This is a genomic window from Micrococcus sp. Mcc28 (assembly GCF_024519775.1).
Classification (GTDB): Bacteria; Actinomycetota; Actinomycetes; order Actinomycetales; family Micrococcaceae; genus Micrococcus; species Micrococcus luteus.
The window spans coordinates 60,571-74,777 of record NZ_JALJRH010000006.1 but is presented as its reverse complement, the minus strand read 5'-3'; the positions used below and the strand labels follow the sequence as shown (position 1 = coordinate 74,777).

13 protein-coding genes are annotated in these 14,207 nt (G+C 73.3%); 3 read left to right on the top strand and 10 right to left on the bottom strand.

The window, feature by feature from the left end; genetic code table 11:
- Positions 1-12 precede the first annotated feature (12 nt).
- The 3 genes from NR073_RS04560 to NR073_RS04550 are packed head-to-tail and all read left to right on the top strand — an operon-like array spanning position 13 to position 4,104.
- Positions 13-1,614, top strand: a complete 1,602-nt coding sequence (locus tag NR073_RS04560; protein WP_036315278.1) for a glucose-6-phosphate isomerase — start codon at positions 13-15, stop codon at positions 1,612-1,614.
- Entirely contained in the window at positions 1,604-3,166 is a 1,563-nt protein-coding gene (gene zwf / locus NR073_RS04555; protein WP_036315281.1) for a glucose-6-phosphate dehydrogenase, read from the top strand. Before NR073_RS04560 ends, zwf begins: the two co-directional genes overlap by 11 nt.
- Positions 3,163-4,104 carry a glucose-6-phosphate dehydrogenase assembly protein OpcA gene (locus NR073_RS04550; protein WP_036315284.1) on the top strand — a complete coding sequence of 314 codons (942 nt, stop codon included), beginning with the start codon at positions 3,163-3,165 and terminating at the stop codon, positions 4,102-4,104. The genes zwf and NR073_RS04550 overlap by 4 nt, the downstream gene beginning before the upstream one ends.
- 93 nt (positions 4,105-4,197) lie before the next feature.
- Here the strand turns inward: NR073_RS04550 and secG are convergent, their stop codons facing one another.
- From secG to NR073_RS04500, 10 genes are all read right to left on the bottom strand, one after another.
- Positions 4,198-4,449, bottom strand: a complete 252-nt coding sequence (gene secG, locus NR073_RS04545) for a preprotein translocase subunit SecG (RefSeq protein WP_036315286.1) — start codon at positions 4,447-4,449, stop codon at positions 4,198-4,200.
- Between the two features lie 81 nt (positions 4,450-4,530).
- Positions 4,531-5,322: a triose-phosphate isomerase gene (gene tpiA, locus NR073_RS04540; protein WP_036315288.1), complete on the bottom strand. Its 792-nt coding sequence runs from the start codon at positions 5,320-5,322 to the stop codon at positions 4,531-4,533.
- A gap of 2 nt (positions 5,323-5,324) precedes the next feature.
- Positions 5,325-6,572 carry a phosphoglycerate kinase gene (gene pgk / locus NR073_RS04535; RefSeq protein WP_049147874.1) on the bottom strand — a complete coding sequence of 416 codons (1,248 nt, stop codon included), beginning with the start codon at positions 6,570-6,572 and terminating at the stop codon, positions 5,325-5,327.
- Between the two features lie 107 nt (positions 6,573-6,679).
- Positions 6,680-7,690 (bottom strand): type I glyceraldehyde-3-phosphate dehydrogenase, encoded by a 1,011-nt coding sequence (gap, locus tag NR073_RS04530; RefSeq protein WP_041105191.1) that lies wholly within the window; start codon positions 7,688-7,690, stop codon positions 6,680-6,682.
- A gap of 185 nt (positions 7,691-7,875) precedes the next feature.
- Positions 7,876-8,502 carry a superoxide dismutase gene (locus NR073_RS04525; RefSeq protein WP_036315296.1) on the bottom strand — a complete coding sequence of 209 codons (627 nt, stop codon included), beginning with the start codon at positions 8,500-8,502 and terminating at the stop codon, positions 7,876-7,878.
- 149 nt (positions 8,503-8,651) lie between these two features.
- Positions 8,652-9,617, bottom strand: a complete 966-nt coding sequence (gene whiA / locus NR073_RS04520) for a DNA-binding protein WhiA (protein WP_036315298.1) — start codon at positions 9,615-9,617, stop codon at positions 8,652-8,654.
- Between the two features lie 31 nt (positions 9,618-9,648).
- Complete coding sequence (gene yvcK, locus NR073_RS04515) at positions 9,649-10,695, bottom strand: uridine diphosphate-N-acetylglucosamine-binding protein YvcK (RefSeq protein ID WP_036315301.1); 1,047 nt, start codon at positions 10,693-10,695, stop codon at positions 9,649-9,651.
- On the bottom strand, positions 10,692-11,588 hold the full coding sequence (gene rapZ / locus NR073_RS04510) for an RNase adapter RapZ (protein WP_036315303.1): 897 nt from the start codon (positions 11,586-11,588) through the stop codon (positions 10,692-10,694). The genes yvcK and rapZ overlap by 4 nt, the downstream gene beginning before the upstream one ends.
- Positions 11,585-13,510, bottom strand: coding sequence for an excinuclease ABC subunit UvrC (gene uvrC / locus NR073_RS04505; protein ID WP_036315391.1), 1,926 nt, complete (start codon positions 13,508-13,510; stop codon positions 11,585-11,587). The genes rapZ and uvrC overlap by 4 nt, the downstream gene beginning before the upstream one ends.
- On the bottom strand, positions 13,503-14,174 hold the full coding sequence (locus NR073_RS04500) for a 1-acyl-sn-glycerol-3-phosphate acyltransferase (protein ID WP_036315306.1): 672 nt from the start codon (positions 14,172-14,174) through the stop codon (positions 13,503-13,505). The genes uvrC and NR073_RS04500 overlap by 8 nt, the downstream gene beginning before the upstream one ends.
- Positions 14,175-14,207: the final 33 nt, after the last annotated feature.

The following is a 14,207-nucleotide window of genomic DNA, read 5'->3' as shown; positions in this document are numbered from 1 at the left end:
GAAGGACCCCCCATGAGCACCCTCGGCCTCACCGCCACCGGAGCCGCCCTCGAGGCGATCGACCGCCATCTGCCCGCCCTCCTCCAGGACCGCGTCGCCTCCCGCCTCGGGGCGCAGGACGCCGACCTGTGGGGGGCGCCGGCCCGCGACGAGGCCGCCAAGCGGCTCGGCTGGATCGACCTGTTCGAGGACTCCCGCGCCCTCGTCCCGCACATCGCCCAGCTGACCCGGGAGCTGCGCGCCGAGGGCGTGGACCGCGTGGTCCTGGCGGGCATGGGCGGCTCGTCCCTGGCCCCCGAGGTGATCGCGGCGACGGCCGGCGTCGAGCTCGAGGTCCTGGACTCCACGGACCCGCTCCAGGTCTCCCGCGCCCTCGAGCGCGACCTCGAGCGAACCGTGCTGGTGGTCTCCTCCAAGTCCGGCTCCACCGTGGAGACCGACTCGCAGCGCCGCGTCGTCGAGGCCGCGTTCCGCGACGCTGGGATCGACCCCCGCACCCGCCTGGTCGCCGTCACGGACCCGGGCTCACCGCTGCACGCCGCGTGCGAGTCCGCCGGCTGGCGCGCCGTCTTCACCGCGGACCCGACCGTGGGCGGGCGTTTCTCGGCCCTCACCGCGTTCGGCCTGGTCCCCACCGGCCTGGCCGGCGTGGACGTCGCGGCCCTGCTGGACGACGCGGAGGCCGTGCTCGACCTGCTGATCGCCGACGACGAGGACAACCCGGGCCTGCAGCTCGGCGCGGCCCTGGGCGGCACCCGCCCGCTGCGCGACAAGCTCGTCTTCGCCGACCACGGGTCCGGCATCGCCGGACTGCCGGCCTGGATCGAGCAGCTGATCGCCGAGTCCACGGGCAAGGACGGCACCGGGCTGCTGCCCGTCGTCGTCGCCCCCGGCGACCCCGAGACCGTGTGGGACGCCCCCGACCTGCTGCAGGTGCAGCTCGTCGGCGAGGACGACGTCGCGGCCCCGGGCCACGGCGTGCAGGTCGCCGGCTCGCTCGGCGCCCAGCTGCTGCTGTGGGAGGTGGCCACCGCGGTGGCCGGCCGCCTGCTCGGGATCAACCCCTTCGACCAGCCGGACGTGGAGGCCGCCAAGGCCGCCGCCCGCACCCTGCTGGACGGCCCCGCCGCCGAGCGGCCGGCCGACGGCGAGGTGGAGGGTGTCGAGGTCTCCGGCCCGGCGTCCGTGACCTCTGCCCCGGACCTGGCCGGCGTGCTGCGCGCCACGGCGGCACTGGTGCCCGAGGGCGGCTACCTGGCGGTCCACGCCTACCTCTCCCGTCATGACGACGCCGAGCTCGAGGAGCTGCGCGCGGACCTGGCGGACCTGGTCGGCCGCCCGGTCACGTTCGGCTGGGGTCCGCGGTTCCTGCACTCCACCGGACAGTTCCACAAGGGCGGCCCGGCCGTCGGCGTGTTCCTGCAGATCACCGGCGACGCCGGCCTGGACCTCGAGGTGCCCGGCCGCCCGTTCTCCCTGGGCAGGCTCATCGCCGCGCAGGCAGCGGGCGACGCCCGGGTGCTGGGCGATCTCGGCCGCCCCGTGGTCACCCTGCACCTGCGCCGCCGCGACGCGGGCATCGAGGCCCTGAGGAGCGCCGTCCGTGGCCGGTGAGTCCCGGACCGCCCCCCGCAACCCGCTGCGCGACCCCCGTGACCGGCGCCTGACCCGCATCGCGGGCCCGTCGGCGCTCGTGCTGTTCGGCGTGACGGGCGACCTGGCGAAGAAGAAGCTCCTGCCGGCCATGTACGACCTGGCCCAACGCGGCCTGCTGCCGCCGGCGTTCTCCCTCGTCGGCTTCGGTCGCCGCAGCTGGTCCGACGAGGAGTTCGCCGACTACGTGCGCGCCGCCGTCGAGGCCTCCTCCCGGACCACGTTCGACGAGACCGTGTGGGACCAGTTCCAGGGCGGTCTGCGCTTCGTCTCCGGCGCGTTCGACGACGAGGCTGCCTACGTCCGTCTCGACGAGGTGCTCGCCGAGCTCGAGACCTCACGCGGCACGCGGGGGAACACCGCGTTCTACCTCTCCATCCCGCCGGACTGGTTCGAGGCCGTCTCCCGCCACCTGGCCGACCAGGGCCTGGCCGACCGGTCGCAGCCGGCCGAGGGCCCGTGGCGCCGCGTGGTCATCGAGAAGCCCTTCGGCCACGACCTGGCCAGCGCGCAGGAGCTCAATGCTGTGATCGAGCGCGTCTTCCCCTCGGACGCGGTGTTCCGCATCGACCACTACCTCGGCAAGGAGACGGTGCAGAACATCCTCGCGTTCCGGTTCGCCAACCGGATGTTCGAGCCGCTCTGGAACGCGGAGCACGTGGACCACGTCCAGATCACGATGGCCGAGGACATCGGCATCGGTGGACGGGCGAGCTACTACGACGGCGTGGGCGCGGCGCGCGACGTCATCCAGAACCACCTCCTGCAGCTGCTCGCGTTCACCGCGATGGAGGAGCCGATCTCGTTCGACGCGGACCATCTGCGCGCGGAGAAGGAGAAGGTCCTCGAGGCCGTGACCGTCCCGGACACGCCCGAGGGACTCGCGGCGGCCTCCGCCCGCGGCCAGTACACCTCCGGCTGGCAGGGCGGCGAGCGGGTCACGGGATTCCTCGACGAGGAGGGCTTCAACCCGGCGTCCGTCACGGAGACGTACGCCGCGCTCAAGGTGGGCATCCGCACGCGGCGCTGGCAGGGCGTGCCGTTCTACCTGCGGGCCGGCAAACGCCTCGGCCGGCGGGTGACGGAGATCGCCGTCGTCTTCAAGAAGCCCCCGCACCTGCTGTTCCCCGTCCACGACGGGGACGAGTTCGGGCAGAACATCATCGTCATCCGGGTGCAGCCGGACGAGGGCGTCACCATCCGCTTCGCGTCCAAGGTGCCCGGCACGCAGACCGAGATCCGCGACGTCACGATGGACTTCGGCTACGGCCACGCCTTCACCGAGGACTCCCCCGAGGCGTACGAGCGTCTCATCCTCGACGTGCTCCTCGGGGAGCCGCCGCTGTTCCCGCGCCAGGCCGAGGTGGAGCTGTCCTGGCGGATCGTGGACCCGTTCGAGGAGCACTGGGCGAGCCTGGGCACCCAGCCCGAGCCCTACGCCCCGGGCACGTGGGGACCGCCCTCGGCCGACGCCCTCATGGCCCGCGACGGACGAAGCTGGAGGCGCCCGTGAAGATCCGCATGCACGACACCACCACCTCCCAGGTGGCCAAGCGCATCACGCAGCTGCGCGAGAAGAGCGGGGTCGTGGCCCTCGGCCGCGTCCTCACGCTCGTGATCAGCACGGACGACGCCGGCATCGAGTCCGCCGTCCAGGCCGCCAACGCGGCCTCGCTCGAACACCCGTGCCGCATCGTCGTCCTGGCCCTGGGCGACCCCGCGGCCCCCACCCGCCTGGACGCCGAGATCCGGGTCGGGGGCGACGCCGGCGCCTCCGACGTCGTGGTGCTGTGGTGCGCCGGGGAGAACGCCCACGCCGACGAGTCGCTCGTCTCCGGGCTGCTCCTGCCCGATGCGCCCATCGTCGTGTGGTGGCCCGGGGTGCCACCCGGGGTCCCCTCGGCGACGGCGCTCGGTCGCCTGGCCCACCGCCGGATCACGGACACGGCCTCGGCGTCCGCGGCCGAGCCCGCCCTGTGGGCTCTGCGCGCGGGCCACCATGAGGGGGACACCGACCTGGCCTGGACGCGCCTGACGCTGTGGCGGATCCAGGTGGCCGGGATCTTCGACACGCTCGACGTGGCCACCCTGCGCTCGGTGACGGTGGACGGGGCGCCGGACTCCCCCAGCACCATGCTGCTCGCGGCGTGGCTCACCCTGACCCTGAAGGTGCCCGTGACGATCGCGCACTCGAAGGTCGGCCACGGGATCCGTGCGGTGCGCCTGCGGTGCACGGACGGGGACGTGGTGCTCTCCCGCTCGCAGTCGCAGGTGGCCCGGCTCTATCAGCAGGGCCGGCCGGTGCAGCGCATCTCCCTGCCACGCCGGACGATCCAGGACTGCCTGGCCGAGGAGCTGCGCCGCCTGGACCCGGACGAGGTCTTCGGCGCCGTGCTCCACCAGGGCCTGCCGCGCACGGACCTCTCCCCCGTGCAGGCCTCCGAACGCTGAGGGGCCCCCGGCGCCCCACCGGTCCGGGACGCGCGAACGCCCCGCACGGATCTTCCGTGCGGGGCGTTCGCGTCGGGGCCCGGCGGGGCGGCCTCAGGACTCCATGGTCAGACGCGGCAGGACGCCGAGCAGGGCGATCACGACACCCCAGGCGACCACGGAGCCGACGGTCAGGCGGGTGAGCAGACGCTGGGCGGAGCCCGAGGAGCTCATCGAGCTGGTCACGCCGCCGCCGAACATGTCCGAGACGCCGCCGCCGCGGCCCTTGTGCAGCAGGATGAGCAGCACGATGACCACGCTGAGCACGACCACGAGGATCTGCAGGGCCAGGGTCAGGACGTCCACGGGAGGGCTCCTCGGGTCGAGGTGCGGCCCCGGCGCGCGCCGGGGCCGTCACGGAGAATGCGGTCGGTCGGGCCGGACGGATCAGGCCTGGTCGAACCGGACGATCTTAGCAAACTCGTCCGCGTCGAGGCTGGCGCCGCCCACGAGGGCGCCGTCCACGTCTGGCTGCGCCAGCAGCGCCGGCGCGCTGGAGGACTTCACGGAGCCGCCGTAGAGGATCCGCAGTCCGGCGGCGACGTCGTCGCCGTGCAGTGCGGCCACGCGGGCGCGCAGGGCCGCGCACATCTGCTGCGCGTCCTCGGGGCCGGCGACCTCGCCCGTGCCGATCGCCCACACGGGCTCGTAGGCGACGACGACGCCGGCCACGTCCTGCGCCGACAGGCCCGCGATCGAGCCCTCCAGCTGGGCGAGCGTGTGCTCGACGTGCCGGCCGGCCTGGCGCACCTCCAGGCCCTCGCCCACGCAGATCACCGGGGTGAGGCCGTGGCGCAGGGCCGCGGCGGCCTTGCGCGCGACGAGCGCGTCGTCCTCCCCGTGGAGGGTGCGACGCTCGGAGTGGCCCACGATCGCGTAGCGGCACCCCAGCGCGGCCAGGAACGCGCCGGAGACGTCGCCCGTGTAGGCGCCGGCGTCCTCGGGCGAGAGGTCCTGCGCGCCGTAGGCGAGGTCCAGGCGGTCGCCGGTGACGAGCGTCTGCACGGCCCGCAGGCCCGTGAAGGGCGGGAACACCGCGACCTCCACGGCCTCCTGGTCATGGTCCGCGTCCGTGAGGAGCCACGTGAGGCGCTGCACCAGGGTGACGGCCTCGAGGTGGTCCAGGTTCATCTTCCAGTTGCCCGCGATCAGCGGCACGCGTGTGGTCTGCTCCGCCATGCTCACGCCCGCCCCTCGCCGGCCAGGGCGGTGACGCCCGGGAGCTCCTTGCCCTCGAGGTATTCGAGGGAGGCGCCGCCGCCGGTGGAGATGTGGCCGAACGCGTCGTCGGCGAAGCCGAGCGTGCGCACGGCCGCCGCGGAGTCGCCGCCGCCGACCACCGACAGGCCGCCGGCCGCGGAGGCCTCGGTGAGGGCCCGGGCCACCGCCCGGGTGCCCTCCGCGAAGGCCGGGAACTCGAACACGCCCATGGGGCCGTTCCAGAACACGGTCTGGGCGCCGCGGATCTGCTCCGCGAACGCCCGGGCCGTCTCGGGGCCGATGTCCAAGCCCATGGCGGACGCGCCGTGCGCGCCCGAGGTGAGGGCGTCCACGGCCAGGACCTCGTGCTCGGCGTCGGCCGCGAAGCCGGAGGCCATGACGATGTCCGTGGGGAGCACGATGCGGGCGGCCCCGGCCTCGGAGCGGCGCAGGTACTCGCGGACGGTGTCGAGCTGGTCCTCCTCGAGCAGGGAGGCGCCCACCTCGTGGCCCTGCGCCTTGAGGAACGTGAAGAGCATGCCGCCGCCGATCAGCAGCGTGTCGGCCTTGTCCAGCAGGTTGTCGATCACGGCCAGCTTGTCCGAGACCTTCGACCCGCCCAGCACGACGACGTAAGGCCGCTCCGGGGACTCGGTCAGACGGGTGAGCACCTCGAGCTCGGCGGCGACCAGCGGGCCCTGGTGGGCCGGCAGCTGTGCCGCGACGTCGAACACGGAGGCGTGCTTGCGGTGGACCGCGCCGAAGGCGTCGCCCACGTAGGCGCCGTCGTCGCCGGCCAGCGCCGCCATCTCGCCGGCCAGCGCGGCGCGCTCGGCATCGTCCTTGGAGGTCTCGCGGGCGTCGAAGCGCACGTTCTCCAGCAACAGCACCTGGCCGTCCTGCAGGGCGGCGGCCTTCGCGCGCGCGTCGTCCCCGGTCACGTCCGCGGCCAGGGCGACGTCGGCGCCCAGCAGCTCGGCCATGCGCGCGGCGACCGGACGGAGGGAGTACGCGGGGTCCGGCTCACCCTTGGGGCGGCCCAGGTGGGCCATGACGATCACGCGCGCACCGGCCTCGGCCAGGTCCCGGATCGCGGGCAGCGAGGCCCGGATGCGGCCGTCGTCGGTGACGGTGTCCCCGTCCAGCGGGACGTTCAGGTCGGACCGGATGAGCACGGTGCGGCCGGCGACGCCGGCCTCGAGCAGATCGGTGAGGGTCGGTGCGGGCATGATGCCTCCTGGGGTGCCGGAGCGGGGTCGGTTCACGGTGCAGTCTAGGCGGACGGCCCGGGCCGACGGAGGAACCGTCGGCCCGGGCCGTCGGGCGCCGTGCGGGCTCAGAGCTTCGAGCCGATGAGGTCTGCGAAGTCCATGAGCTGGGAGGTGTAGCCGTACTCGTTGTCGTACCAGCCGATGATCTTCACGGTCTGGCCGATGGACTTGGTCAGCGGGGCGTCGAAGGTGCACGCCGCCGGGGAGGTGATGATGTCCGAGGACACGATCGGGTCCTCCGAGTAGACCAGGCGGCCCTGCAGCGGACCGGACTCCGCGGCCTTCTTGAACGCCGCGTTGATCTCCTCGACCTCCACGTGGCGCGTCAGCTCCACGGTCAGGTCGGTGGCCGAGCCGGTGATGGTGGGCACCCGCATGGCGAAGCCGTCGAGCTTGCCCTTCAGCTCCGGGATGACCTCGCCGATGGCCTTGGCCGCGCCCGTGGAGGTGGGCACCATGTTCTGGGCGGCGGCGCGCGCCCGACGGCGATCCTTCTTGTGCACGTTGTCGTGCAGGTTCTGGTCGCCGGTGTACGCGTGGATCGTGGTCATGATGCCGTCCACGATGCCGAACTCGTCGTTGAGGACCTTCGCCATCGGGGCCAGGCAGTTCGTGGTGCACGAGGCGTTCGAGACGATGTGCATCGTCTCCGCGTCGTAGGTGTGCTCGTTCACACCCATCACGAAGGTGCCGTCGACCTCCTTGGCGGGAGCGGAGATGAGGACCTTCTTGGCCCCGGCGTCGAGGTGGGCCTGCGCCTTGGGGCCGGTCGTGAAGATGCCGGTGCACTCGATGACCAGGTCCACGCCGAGCTCACCCCACGGCAGCTTCGTCGGGTCGGCCTCCTGGAAGAACGCGACGTCGCGGCCGTCGATGCGGAACCCCTTCTCGGTCCGCTCCAGCTCGCCCGGGTAGCGGCCCAGGATGGTGTCGTACTGGGTCAGCCAGAACAGGTCCTCGGGGTCGGCGAGGTCGTTCACCGCGACCAGCTCGAGGTTCTCGTGGCCGCGGTCCCTGAGCACGCGCACGATGTTGCGTCCGATGCGGCCGTAGCCGTTGATGGCGATCTTGGTCATGGTGGTCTCTCTCGTTAGTTCGCGTTGCGTGGTCCCCGTGGCGGTGGGTCCGGGGCGGTACGGTCGAGCGGTCGCGCCCGGTCCGGGCGCGCGGTGGGGACAGGGCCGGAGCGCCGAGCCCCTCCCCGCATCGGGGCGCTGACGTCGTGGGGCCACGACGTCAGCGCCCCGGTGCGCGGTGTGGATCAGGCCGGGAGGATCAGGCCGGAGGCGCCGGCGCGGGCGGCCTCGAAGCGGGCCTGCACGTCGGCCCAGTTCACGATGTTCCAGATCGCCTTGACGTAGTCCGCCTTGACGTTCTGGTAGTCGAGGTAGAAGGCGTGCTCCCACATGTCCAGCTGGAACAGCGGGATGGTGGCGACCGGCACGCCGTTCTGCTGGTCGTAGAACTGCTCGATCACCAGGTTGCCGCCGATGGGCTCGTAGGCCAGCACGGCCCAGCCGGAGCCCTGGATGCCGAGGGCGGCGGCGGTGAAGTGGGCCTGGAACTGGTCGAACGAGCCGAAGTACTCGTCGATGGCGGCGGCCAGCTCGCCGGTCGGCTTGTCGCCGCCCTCCGGCGAGAGGTTCTTCCAGAAGATCGAGTGGTTCGTGTGCCCGCCCAGGTTGAAGGCGAGGTCCTTCGACAGCTGGTTCACGGAGCCGAAGTCGCCGGCCTCACGCGCGGCGGCCAGCTTCTCCAGGGCGGTGTTCGCGCCCTTGACGTACGTGGCGTGGTGCTTGGAGTGGTGCAGCTCCATGATGCGGGCCGAGATGTGCGGCTCCAGCGCGGCGTAGTCGTAGTCCAGCTCCGGAAGGGTGTATTCGGTCATGCTTCCTCCTTGGTCAGGCGAGGCTGCGGGCAGGACGCCCTCGGCCTCCACCTCGGGCAACCTCGCGTCTCGGCGGCGTATTCCATCCGTCTCCATTGTGATCGGGGGCGGAGCGCCGGGGCCAGATCCCGTCGACGGTGATCCCGCGCTCAGCCTTCGGAGGCCGCGTCCGTCCCGGGGATGCCCCGCTCGGCGGCCCGCTTGTCCGCCATGGCCAGTAGCCGGCGGATGCGCCCGGCGACGGCGTCCTTGGTCATCGGCGGGTCCGCGAGGCGGCCGAGCTCGTCGAGGGAGGCCTGCTTGTGCTCGAGGCGCAGCCGTCCCGCGTAGCGAAGGTGGTCGGGCACCTCGTCCCCGAGGATCTCGAGGGCCCGCTCCACCTTCGCCCCGGCCGTGACAGCGGCCTGGGCGGAACGGCGCAGGTTGGCGTCGTCGAAGTTCGCCAGGCGGTTGGCGGTGGCCCGGACCTCTTTGCGCTCGCGCCGCTCGCGCCAGAGGGTCGCGGTCTGCTCCGCGCCGACGGCGGCGAGCAGCGTGGCGATCGCCTCGCCGTCGCGGACCACGACGCGGTCCGACTGACGCACCTCGCGCGCCTTCGCCGCCACGCGGAGCCGACGCGCGGCCCCCACCAGCGCGAGCGCGGCCTCCGGGCCCGGCGTGGTCACCTCGAGGGCCGCCGAGCGGCCGGGCTCGGTGAGGGAGCCGTGGGCCAGCAGGGCCCCGCGCCACACGGCGGCGGTGGCCGCCGTCGTCCCGCTGACGAGGACCGGCGCGAGGCCACGCACGGGCCGTCCCCGCTGGTCGATGAGCCCGGTCTGCCGGGCGAGGTCCTCTCCCCCGCGCACGACCCGGAGCACGTACCGCTGACCACGGCGCAGGTTGCCGCCGGAGACCACCACGATCTCCGGGGCCAGGCCGTACAGCTCGGTGATGGCGGCGCGCAGGCGGCGCGCACTGGCGCCGTGGTCCAGTTCAACCTCCACGACGACGCGGCCGGCCACGAGGTGCAACCCCCCGGCGAACCGCAGCATCGCCGCGGTCTCCGCCCGCCGCTCCGGGGTCGCGGCGACCGGCACACGGGCCAGCTCCTCCTTGAGGGTCATGGTCAGCGCCATGCTCGTGCTCCTTCTCGGCGAGGTGCGCGCGTCAGTGGGTCATCGCCTCGTCGATCGCGACGGCCAGGCGCAGCGGGTCGTGGACCTGGGGATCCTGGGCACTGCTCACTCTACTGAACGCCACGCGCGCGCCCATCCGGGCCGCCTCGGCCTCCACCGCCGCCCGGTCGGTGACCGCGTCCACGTCGGCGATCACCACGTCCAGCCGGAGGTCCGGCGCATAGGAGCGCAGCACCTTGAGGTGGTCGGCGTGGGTGAGGCCGGTGGTCTCCTGGTCTCCCGTGCGCAGGTTCAGCACCATGAGGCGCCGGGCGGTGGTGGCGGCGAGGGCCGCGCGCACGTCCGGCATCAGCAGGTGCGGCAGCACCGACGTGTACAGCGAGCCGGGTCCGAGCACCACCCAGTCGGCCAGCTCGATCGCCGAGAGCGCCTCCGGGGTGGCGGGGGCGTCGGACGGGCTCAGGCGGACGTCGGTGACGCGCCCCTCGAACGCGGCGACCGCGAGGGCCACCTGGCCCTCCACGCATCGGGTGCGCAGGCGGCCGTCCGGGCCGGCGCTGAGCACGTCCCCGCCGATGGTCAGCGGCACCCGCGAGACCGGCAGGACCTCACCGTGCGCCCGCAGCAGGGCGCCGGCCCAGCGCAGCCCGTCCACCGGGTCGCCCAGCAGCTCCCAGAGGGCGACGATCAGGAGGTTCCCGAGCGCGTGGTTGTCCAGGGTGGCCTGGTCGGCGGGCACCTCGGTGGAGCGGAAGCGGTGCTGCATGACGTGGGCCCAGGTCCGACCCCAGTCGGTGTCGTCGCACAGGGCGGCCAGCGCCATGCGGAGGTCGCCGGGCGGCAGCACCGCCATCTCCCGGCGGATGGTGCCGGAGGAGCCACCGTCGTCCGCCACCGTGACGATGGCCGTGAGGTGCCCGGCCACGTGCCGCAGGGCCGCGAGGGACGCGGAGAGGCCGTGGCCGCCGCCGAGGGCGGTGACGCGGGCCGTGGGGCGGGACATGCCCGCACCCACCCCGCGCCCTTCCGAACCCATCCCGGGCGGCAGGGGCAGTTGGCCGGTGAGCGGGGACGTCATTCGCGCCCCATGTCCCGGTGCTGGACGTGCACCGTGACGTGGGGCACCTGGGCCAGGCGCCGGGCCAGCTCCTCGGCGACGGCCACGGAGCGGTGCTTGCCGCCCGTGCAGCCGATGGCGAGCGTAGCGTAGTGCTTGTTCTCCCGCCGGTAGCCCTCGAACACCGGCCCCAGCATGGCGACGTACGTGCGCAGGAAGTCCTCGACACCGGGGCGGGAGAGCACGTAGTCCGCGACCGCGGCCTCCGTGCCCGTGTGCGGACGCAGCGCCGGCACCCAGTGGGGGTTGGGGATGAAGCGCATGTCCGCCACGAAGTTCGCGTCCGCCGGGACGCCGTACTTGAACCCGAAGCTCATGATGGTCAGGCGCAGCGTGACGGGGCCGGACTCCGAGAACAGCTCGGTGATCTCCGTGGCCAGGCCGTGCACGTTCAGCTCGGTGGTGTCCACCACGACGTCGGCACGCGCCTTGAGCGGCTCGACGACGTCCCGCTCCGCGCGGATGCCGTCCAGCAGCCGGGCGTTGCCCTGCATCGGGTGGGGGCGGCGGCCGGCCTCGAAGCGTTGCAGGAGGACGTGGTCCTCCGCATCGAGGAACACGGTGCGATACTCCACTCCGCTGTTGGCCAGGTGCTGCAGGGCGGCGTACAGCTCCTCGAAGTAGGAGCGCGAGCGCACGTCCACCACGATCGCCAGGCGCGGGAACGCCTCCGGCGAGCGGGCGATGAGCTCGGCCAGCGTGCCGAACAGGGCCGGCGGCATGTTCTCCACCACGTCCCAGCCGTGGTCCTCGAGCGCGTGCGCGGCGGTGGTCCGTCCGGCGCCGGACATCCCGGCGATCACGAGCACCTCGGATGTCGGCGGCTTCTCCGGCTGGAGGGTCTCCTCGGTCATGACTCCACTGTATCCGCGGGCGTGTCGGCCGTGAGCGCCGTGTGGACGGCCTCGGCCAGCCGCGGCCCGATGCCGGCGACCTCGGTCAGCCGGTCCACGCCGGCGGCCCGGATCTCGGCGACGGAGCCGAAGTGGTTCAGCAGCGCGGTGCGCTTGGCCGGGCCCAGGCCCGGGATCCCGTCCAGGGCGGAGACGGTCATCGCCTTGGACCGCCGGCTGCGGTGGCCCGCGATCGCGAACCGGTGCGACTCGTCACGGATGCGCTGGAGCAGGTACAGGCCCTCCGAGGTGCGCGGCAGGACCACCGGGAACTCGTCGCCCGGCAGCCACACCTCCTCGAGCCGCTTGGCCAGCCCGACCACGGGCAGGTCGTCCAGGCCCAGCTCCTCGAGGACCGCCGCGGCCGCGGCCACCTGGGGCGGGCCGCCGTCGACCACCACGAGCGAGGGCGGGTACGCGAAGCGGCGCCCCGCCTCCTGATCGTCCCCCTCGACCTGACCGGAGAGCGGGGCGCCCTCCGCGCGCTCCTTGGCCAGGCGGGCGAAACGACGCCGCAGGACGTCGCGCAGGGACGCCGTGTCGTCCCGGGCGGCCTCCCCCGTGACGTTGAAGCGGCGGTAGTCCTTCTTCTTCGGCAGCCCGTCCTCCATGACGACCATCGAGCCGACCACGTTGGTGCCCTGGGAGTGGGAGATGTCGTAGCACTCGATGCGCAGCAGGGGCTCGGTGATCTCCAGGGCCTCCTGCAGCTCCCGCAGGGCGGCGGAGCGGGTGGTGAGGTCCCCGGACCGCCGCGACTTGTGCAGCTTGAGGGCCATCTCCGCGTTCTCCCGGACGGTCTCCATGAGGTCCGCCTTCGAGCCCCGCCGGGGCACGCGCACGGCGACCCGGGACCCGCGCAGGCCCGAGAGCCACTCGGTGAGCTGTGCGGCGTCGTCGGGCTCGACCGGGACGAGGATCTCGTGCGGGATGCGCTCCGGCCCCTCGAGGTCGCCGTAGACCTGCTGGAGCAGGTGCGCGACCATCTCCGGCTCGGCGACGTCCTCCACGCGCTCCATGACCCAGCCGCGCTGGCCGCGGATGCGTCCCTGCCGGACGTGGAACACCTGCACCGCGACCTCCAGCTCGTCCGCGTGCAGGGCGAAGATGTCCGCCTCCGTGTTCTCCGGCAGCACCACGGCGTTGCGCTCGAACACGCGGCGCAGCGCGGCGATGTCGTCCCGCAGCCGGGCCGCGTCCTCGTAGCGCAGCTCCTCGACGGCACGGGCCATGGCCTTCTCCAGCTCGCGGATGAACCGGTTCGCGTCCCCGGCCATGAAGTCGCAGAAGTCCTGGGCCAGCGCGCGATGGTCCGCCGGGCTGATCCGGCCCACGCAGGGCGCCGAGCACTTGCCGATGTAGCCGAGCAGGCACGGCCGGTCCTGGGCGCGGGCCCGCTTGAACACGCCGGCCGAGCACGTGCGGACCGGGAAGACGCGCAGCATCAGGTCCACGGTCTCGCGGATCGCCTTGGCCGGGTGGAACGGGCCGAAGTACTTCACGCCGGGCTTCCGGTCGCCGCGCATCACCTGGACGCGCGGGAACTGCTCGTTCATGGTCACGGCCAGGTACGGGTACGACTTGTCGTCCCGGTACATGATGTTGAACCGGGGGCGGTACTCCTTGATCCACGTGTACTCGAGCTGGAGCGCCTCCAGCTCGGAGCCGACGACGGTCCACTCGACCGCGGCCGCCGTGAACACCATGGTCCGGGTCTTGGTGGCCAGCCGGGCGGGGTCCTGGAAATAGGAGCTCAGGCGGGCGCGCAGGTTCTTCGCCTTGCCGACGTAGACGACGCGTCCGTCCGCGTCGCGGAAGCGGTAGACGCCGGGCGACGTGGAGATCTCGCCCGGAGCCGGGCGGTAGGAGGCCGGATCAGCCACGGGCACCCGGGGCGGCGTTGTAGGCGTCCACCCGCTCCTGCCCCGAGAGCGCGCCGATGGCGTCCATGATCGCCGCCGTCGCGTCGCGGCGCTGCGGCAGGGTGTGTCGACGCCCGGGGTGGCCGAAGTCCAGGGGCGCGCCCACGCGCACGGAGAACCGGTGGGGACGGAAGCCGTTCGTGTCCGGCGGCTGGAGGTGCTGCGTGCCGACGAGGCCCACGGGCACCACGGGTGCGCCGGTGGCCAGGGCCAGCCAGGCCGCACCGGTGCGGCCGCGGTAGAGGCGGCCGTCGCGGCTGCGGGTGCCCTCCGGGTAGATGCCGACGCCCTGGCCGGACTCGAGCAGGCCCACGAGGGACTCGAGCGCGGCCACGGAGGCGGCCTGCTCGCCCCGGCGGACGGGGACGGAGCCCACGGACTCGAAGAACCGCCGCCGGACGCGGCCCCGCAGGCCCGTGCCCGTGAAGTACTCCTCCTTGGCGAAGAAGTGGACCGGGCGGGGGGCGAGGGCCTGGAGGATCACCGAGTCGACGAAGGACAGGTGGTTGGAGGCCATGACGAAGGGGCCCCGCGCAGGGACGTGCTCCATGCCGACGACCTCGGGGCGGCAGGTGAGCCGCAGGAGCGCGGCGGCGCTCCTGCGCACGGGCTCCGACGTCGCCATGGCTCTCCTTCGTCCGCGTCCTGCGTGGGCGGG

Bases quoted from the DNA above. Each gene is read 5' to 3' on its own strand.
- NR073_RS04560 (WP_036315278.1), top strand. From the start codon at position 13: ATGAGCACCCTCGGCCTCACCGCCACCGGAGCCGCCCTCGAGGCGATC.
- tpiA (WP_036315288.1), bottom strand. From the start codon at position 5,322: ATGGCGGAGCAGACCACACGCGTGCCGCTGATCGCGGGCAACTGGAAG.
- pgk (WP_049147874.1), bottom strand. From the start codon at position 6,572: ATGCCCGCACCGACCCTCACCGATCTGCTCGAGGCCGGCGTCGCCGGC.
- gap (WP_041105191.1), bottom strand. From the start codon at position 7,690: ATGACCAAGATCGCCATCAACGGCTACGGCCGCATCGGACGCAACATC.
- NR073_RS04525 (WP_036315296.1), bottom strand. From the start codon at position 8,502: ATGACCGAATACACCCTTCCGGAGCTGGACTACGACTACGCCGCGCTG.
- whiA (WP_036315298.1), bottom strand. From the start codon at position 9,617: ATGGCGCTGACCATGACCCTCAAGGAGGAGCTGGCCCGTGTGCCGGTC.
- yvcK (WP_036315301.1), bottom strand. From the start codon at position 10,695: ATGACGTCCCCGCTCACCGGCCAACTGCCCCTGCCGCCCGGGATGGGT.
- rapZ (WP_036315303.1), bottom strand. From the start codon at position 11,588: ATGACCGAGGAGACCCTCCAGCCGGAGAAGCCGCCGACATCCGAGGTG.
- NR073_RS04500 (WP_036315306.1), bottom strand. From the start codon at position 14,174: ATGGCGACGTCGGAGCCCGTGCGCAGGAGCGCCGCCGCGCTCCTGCGG.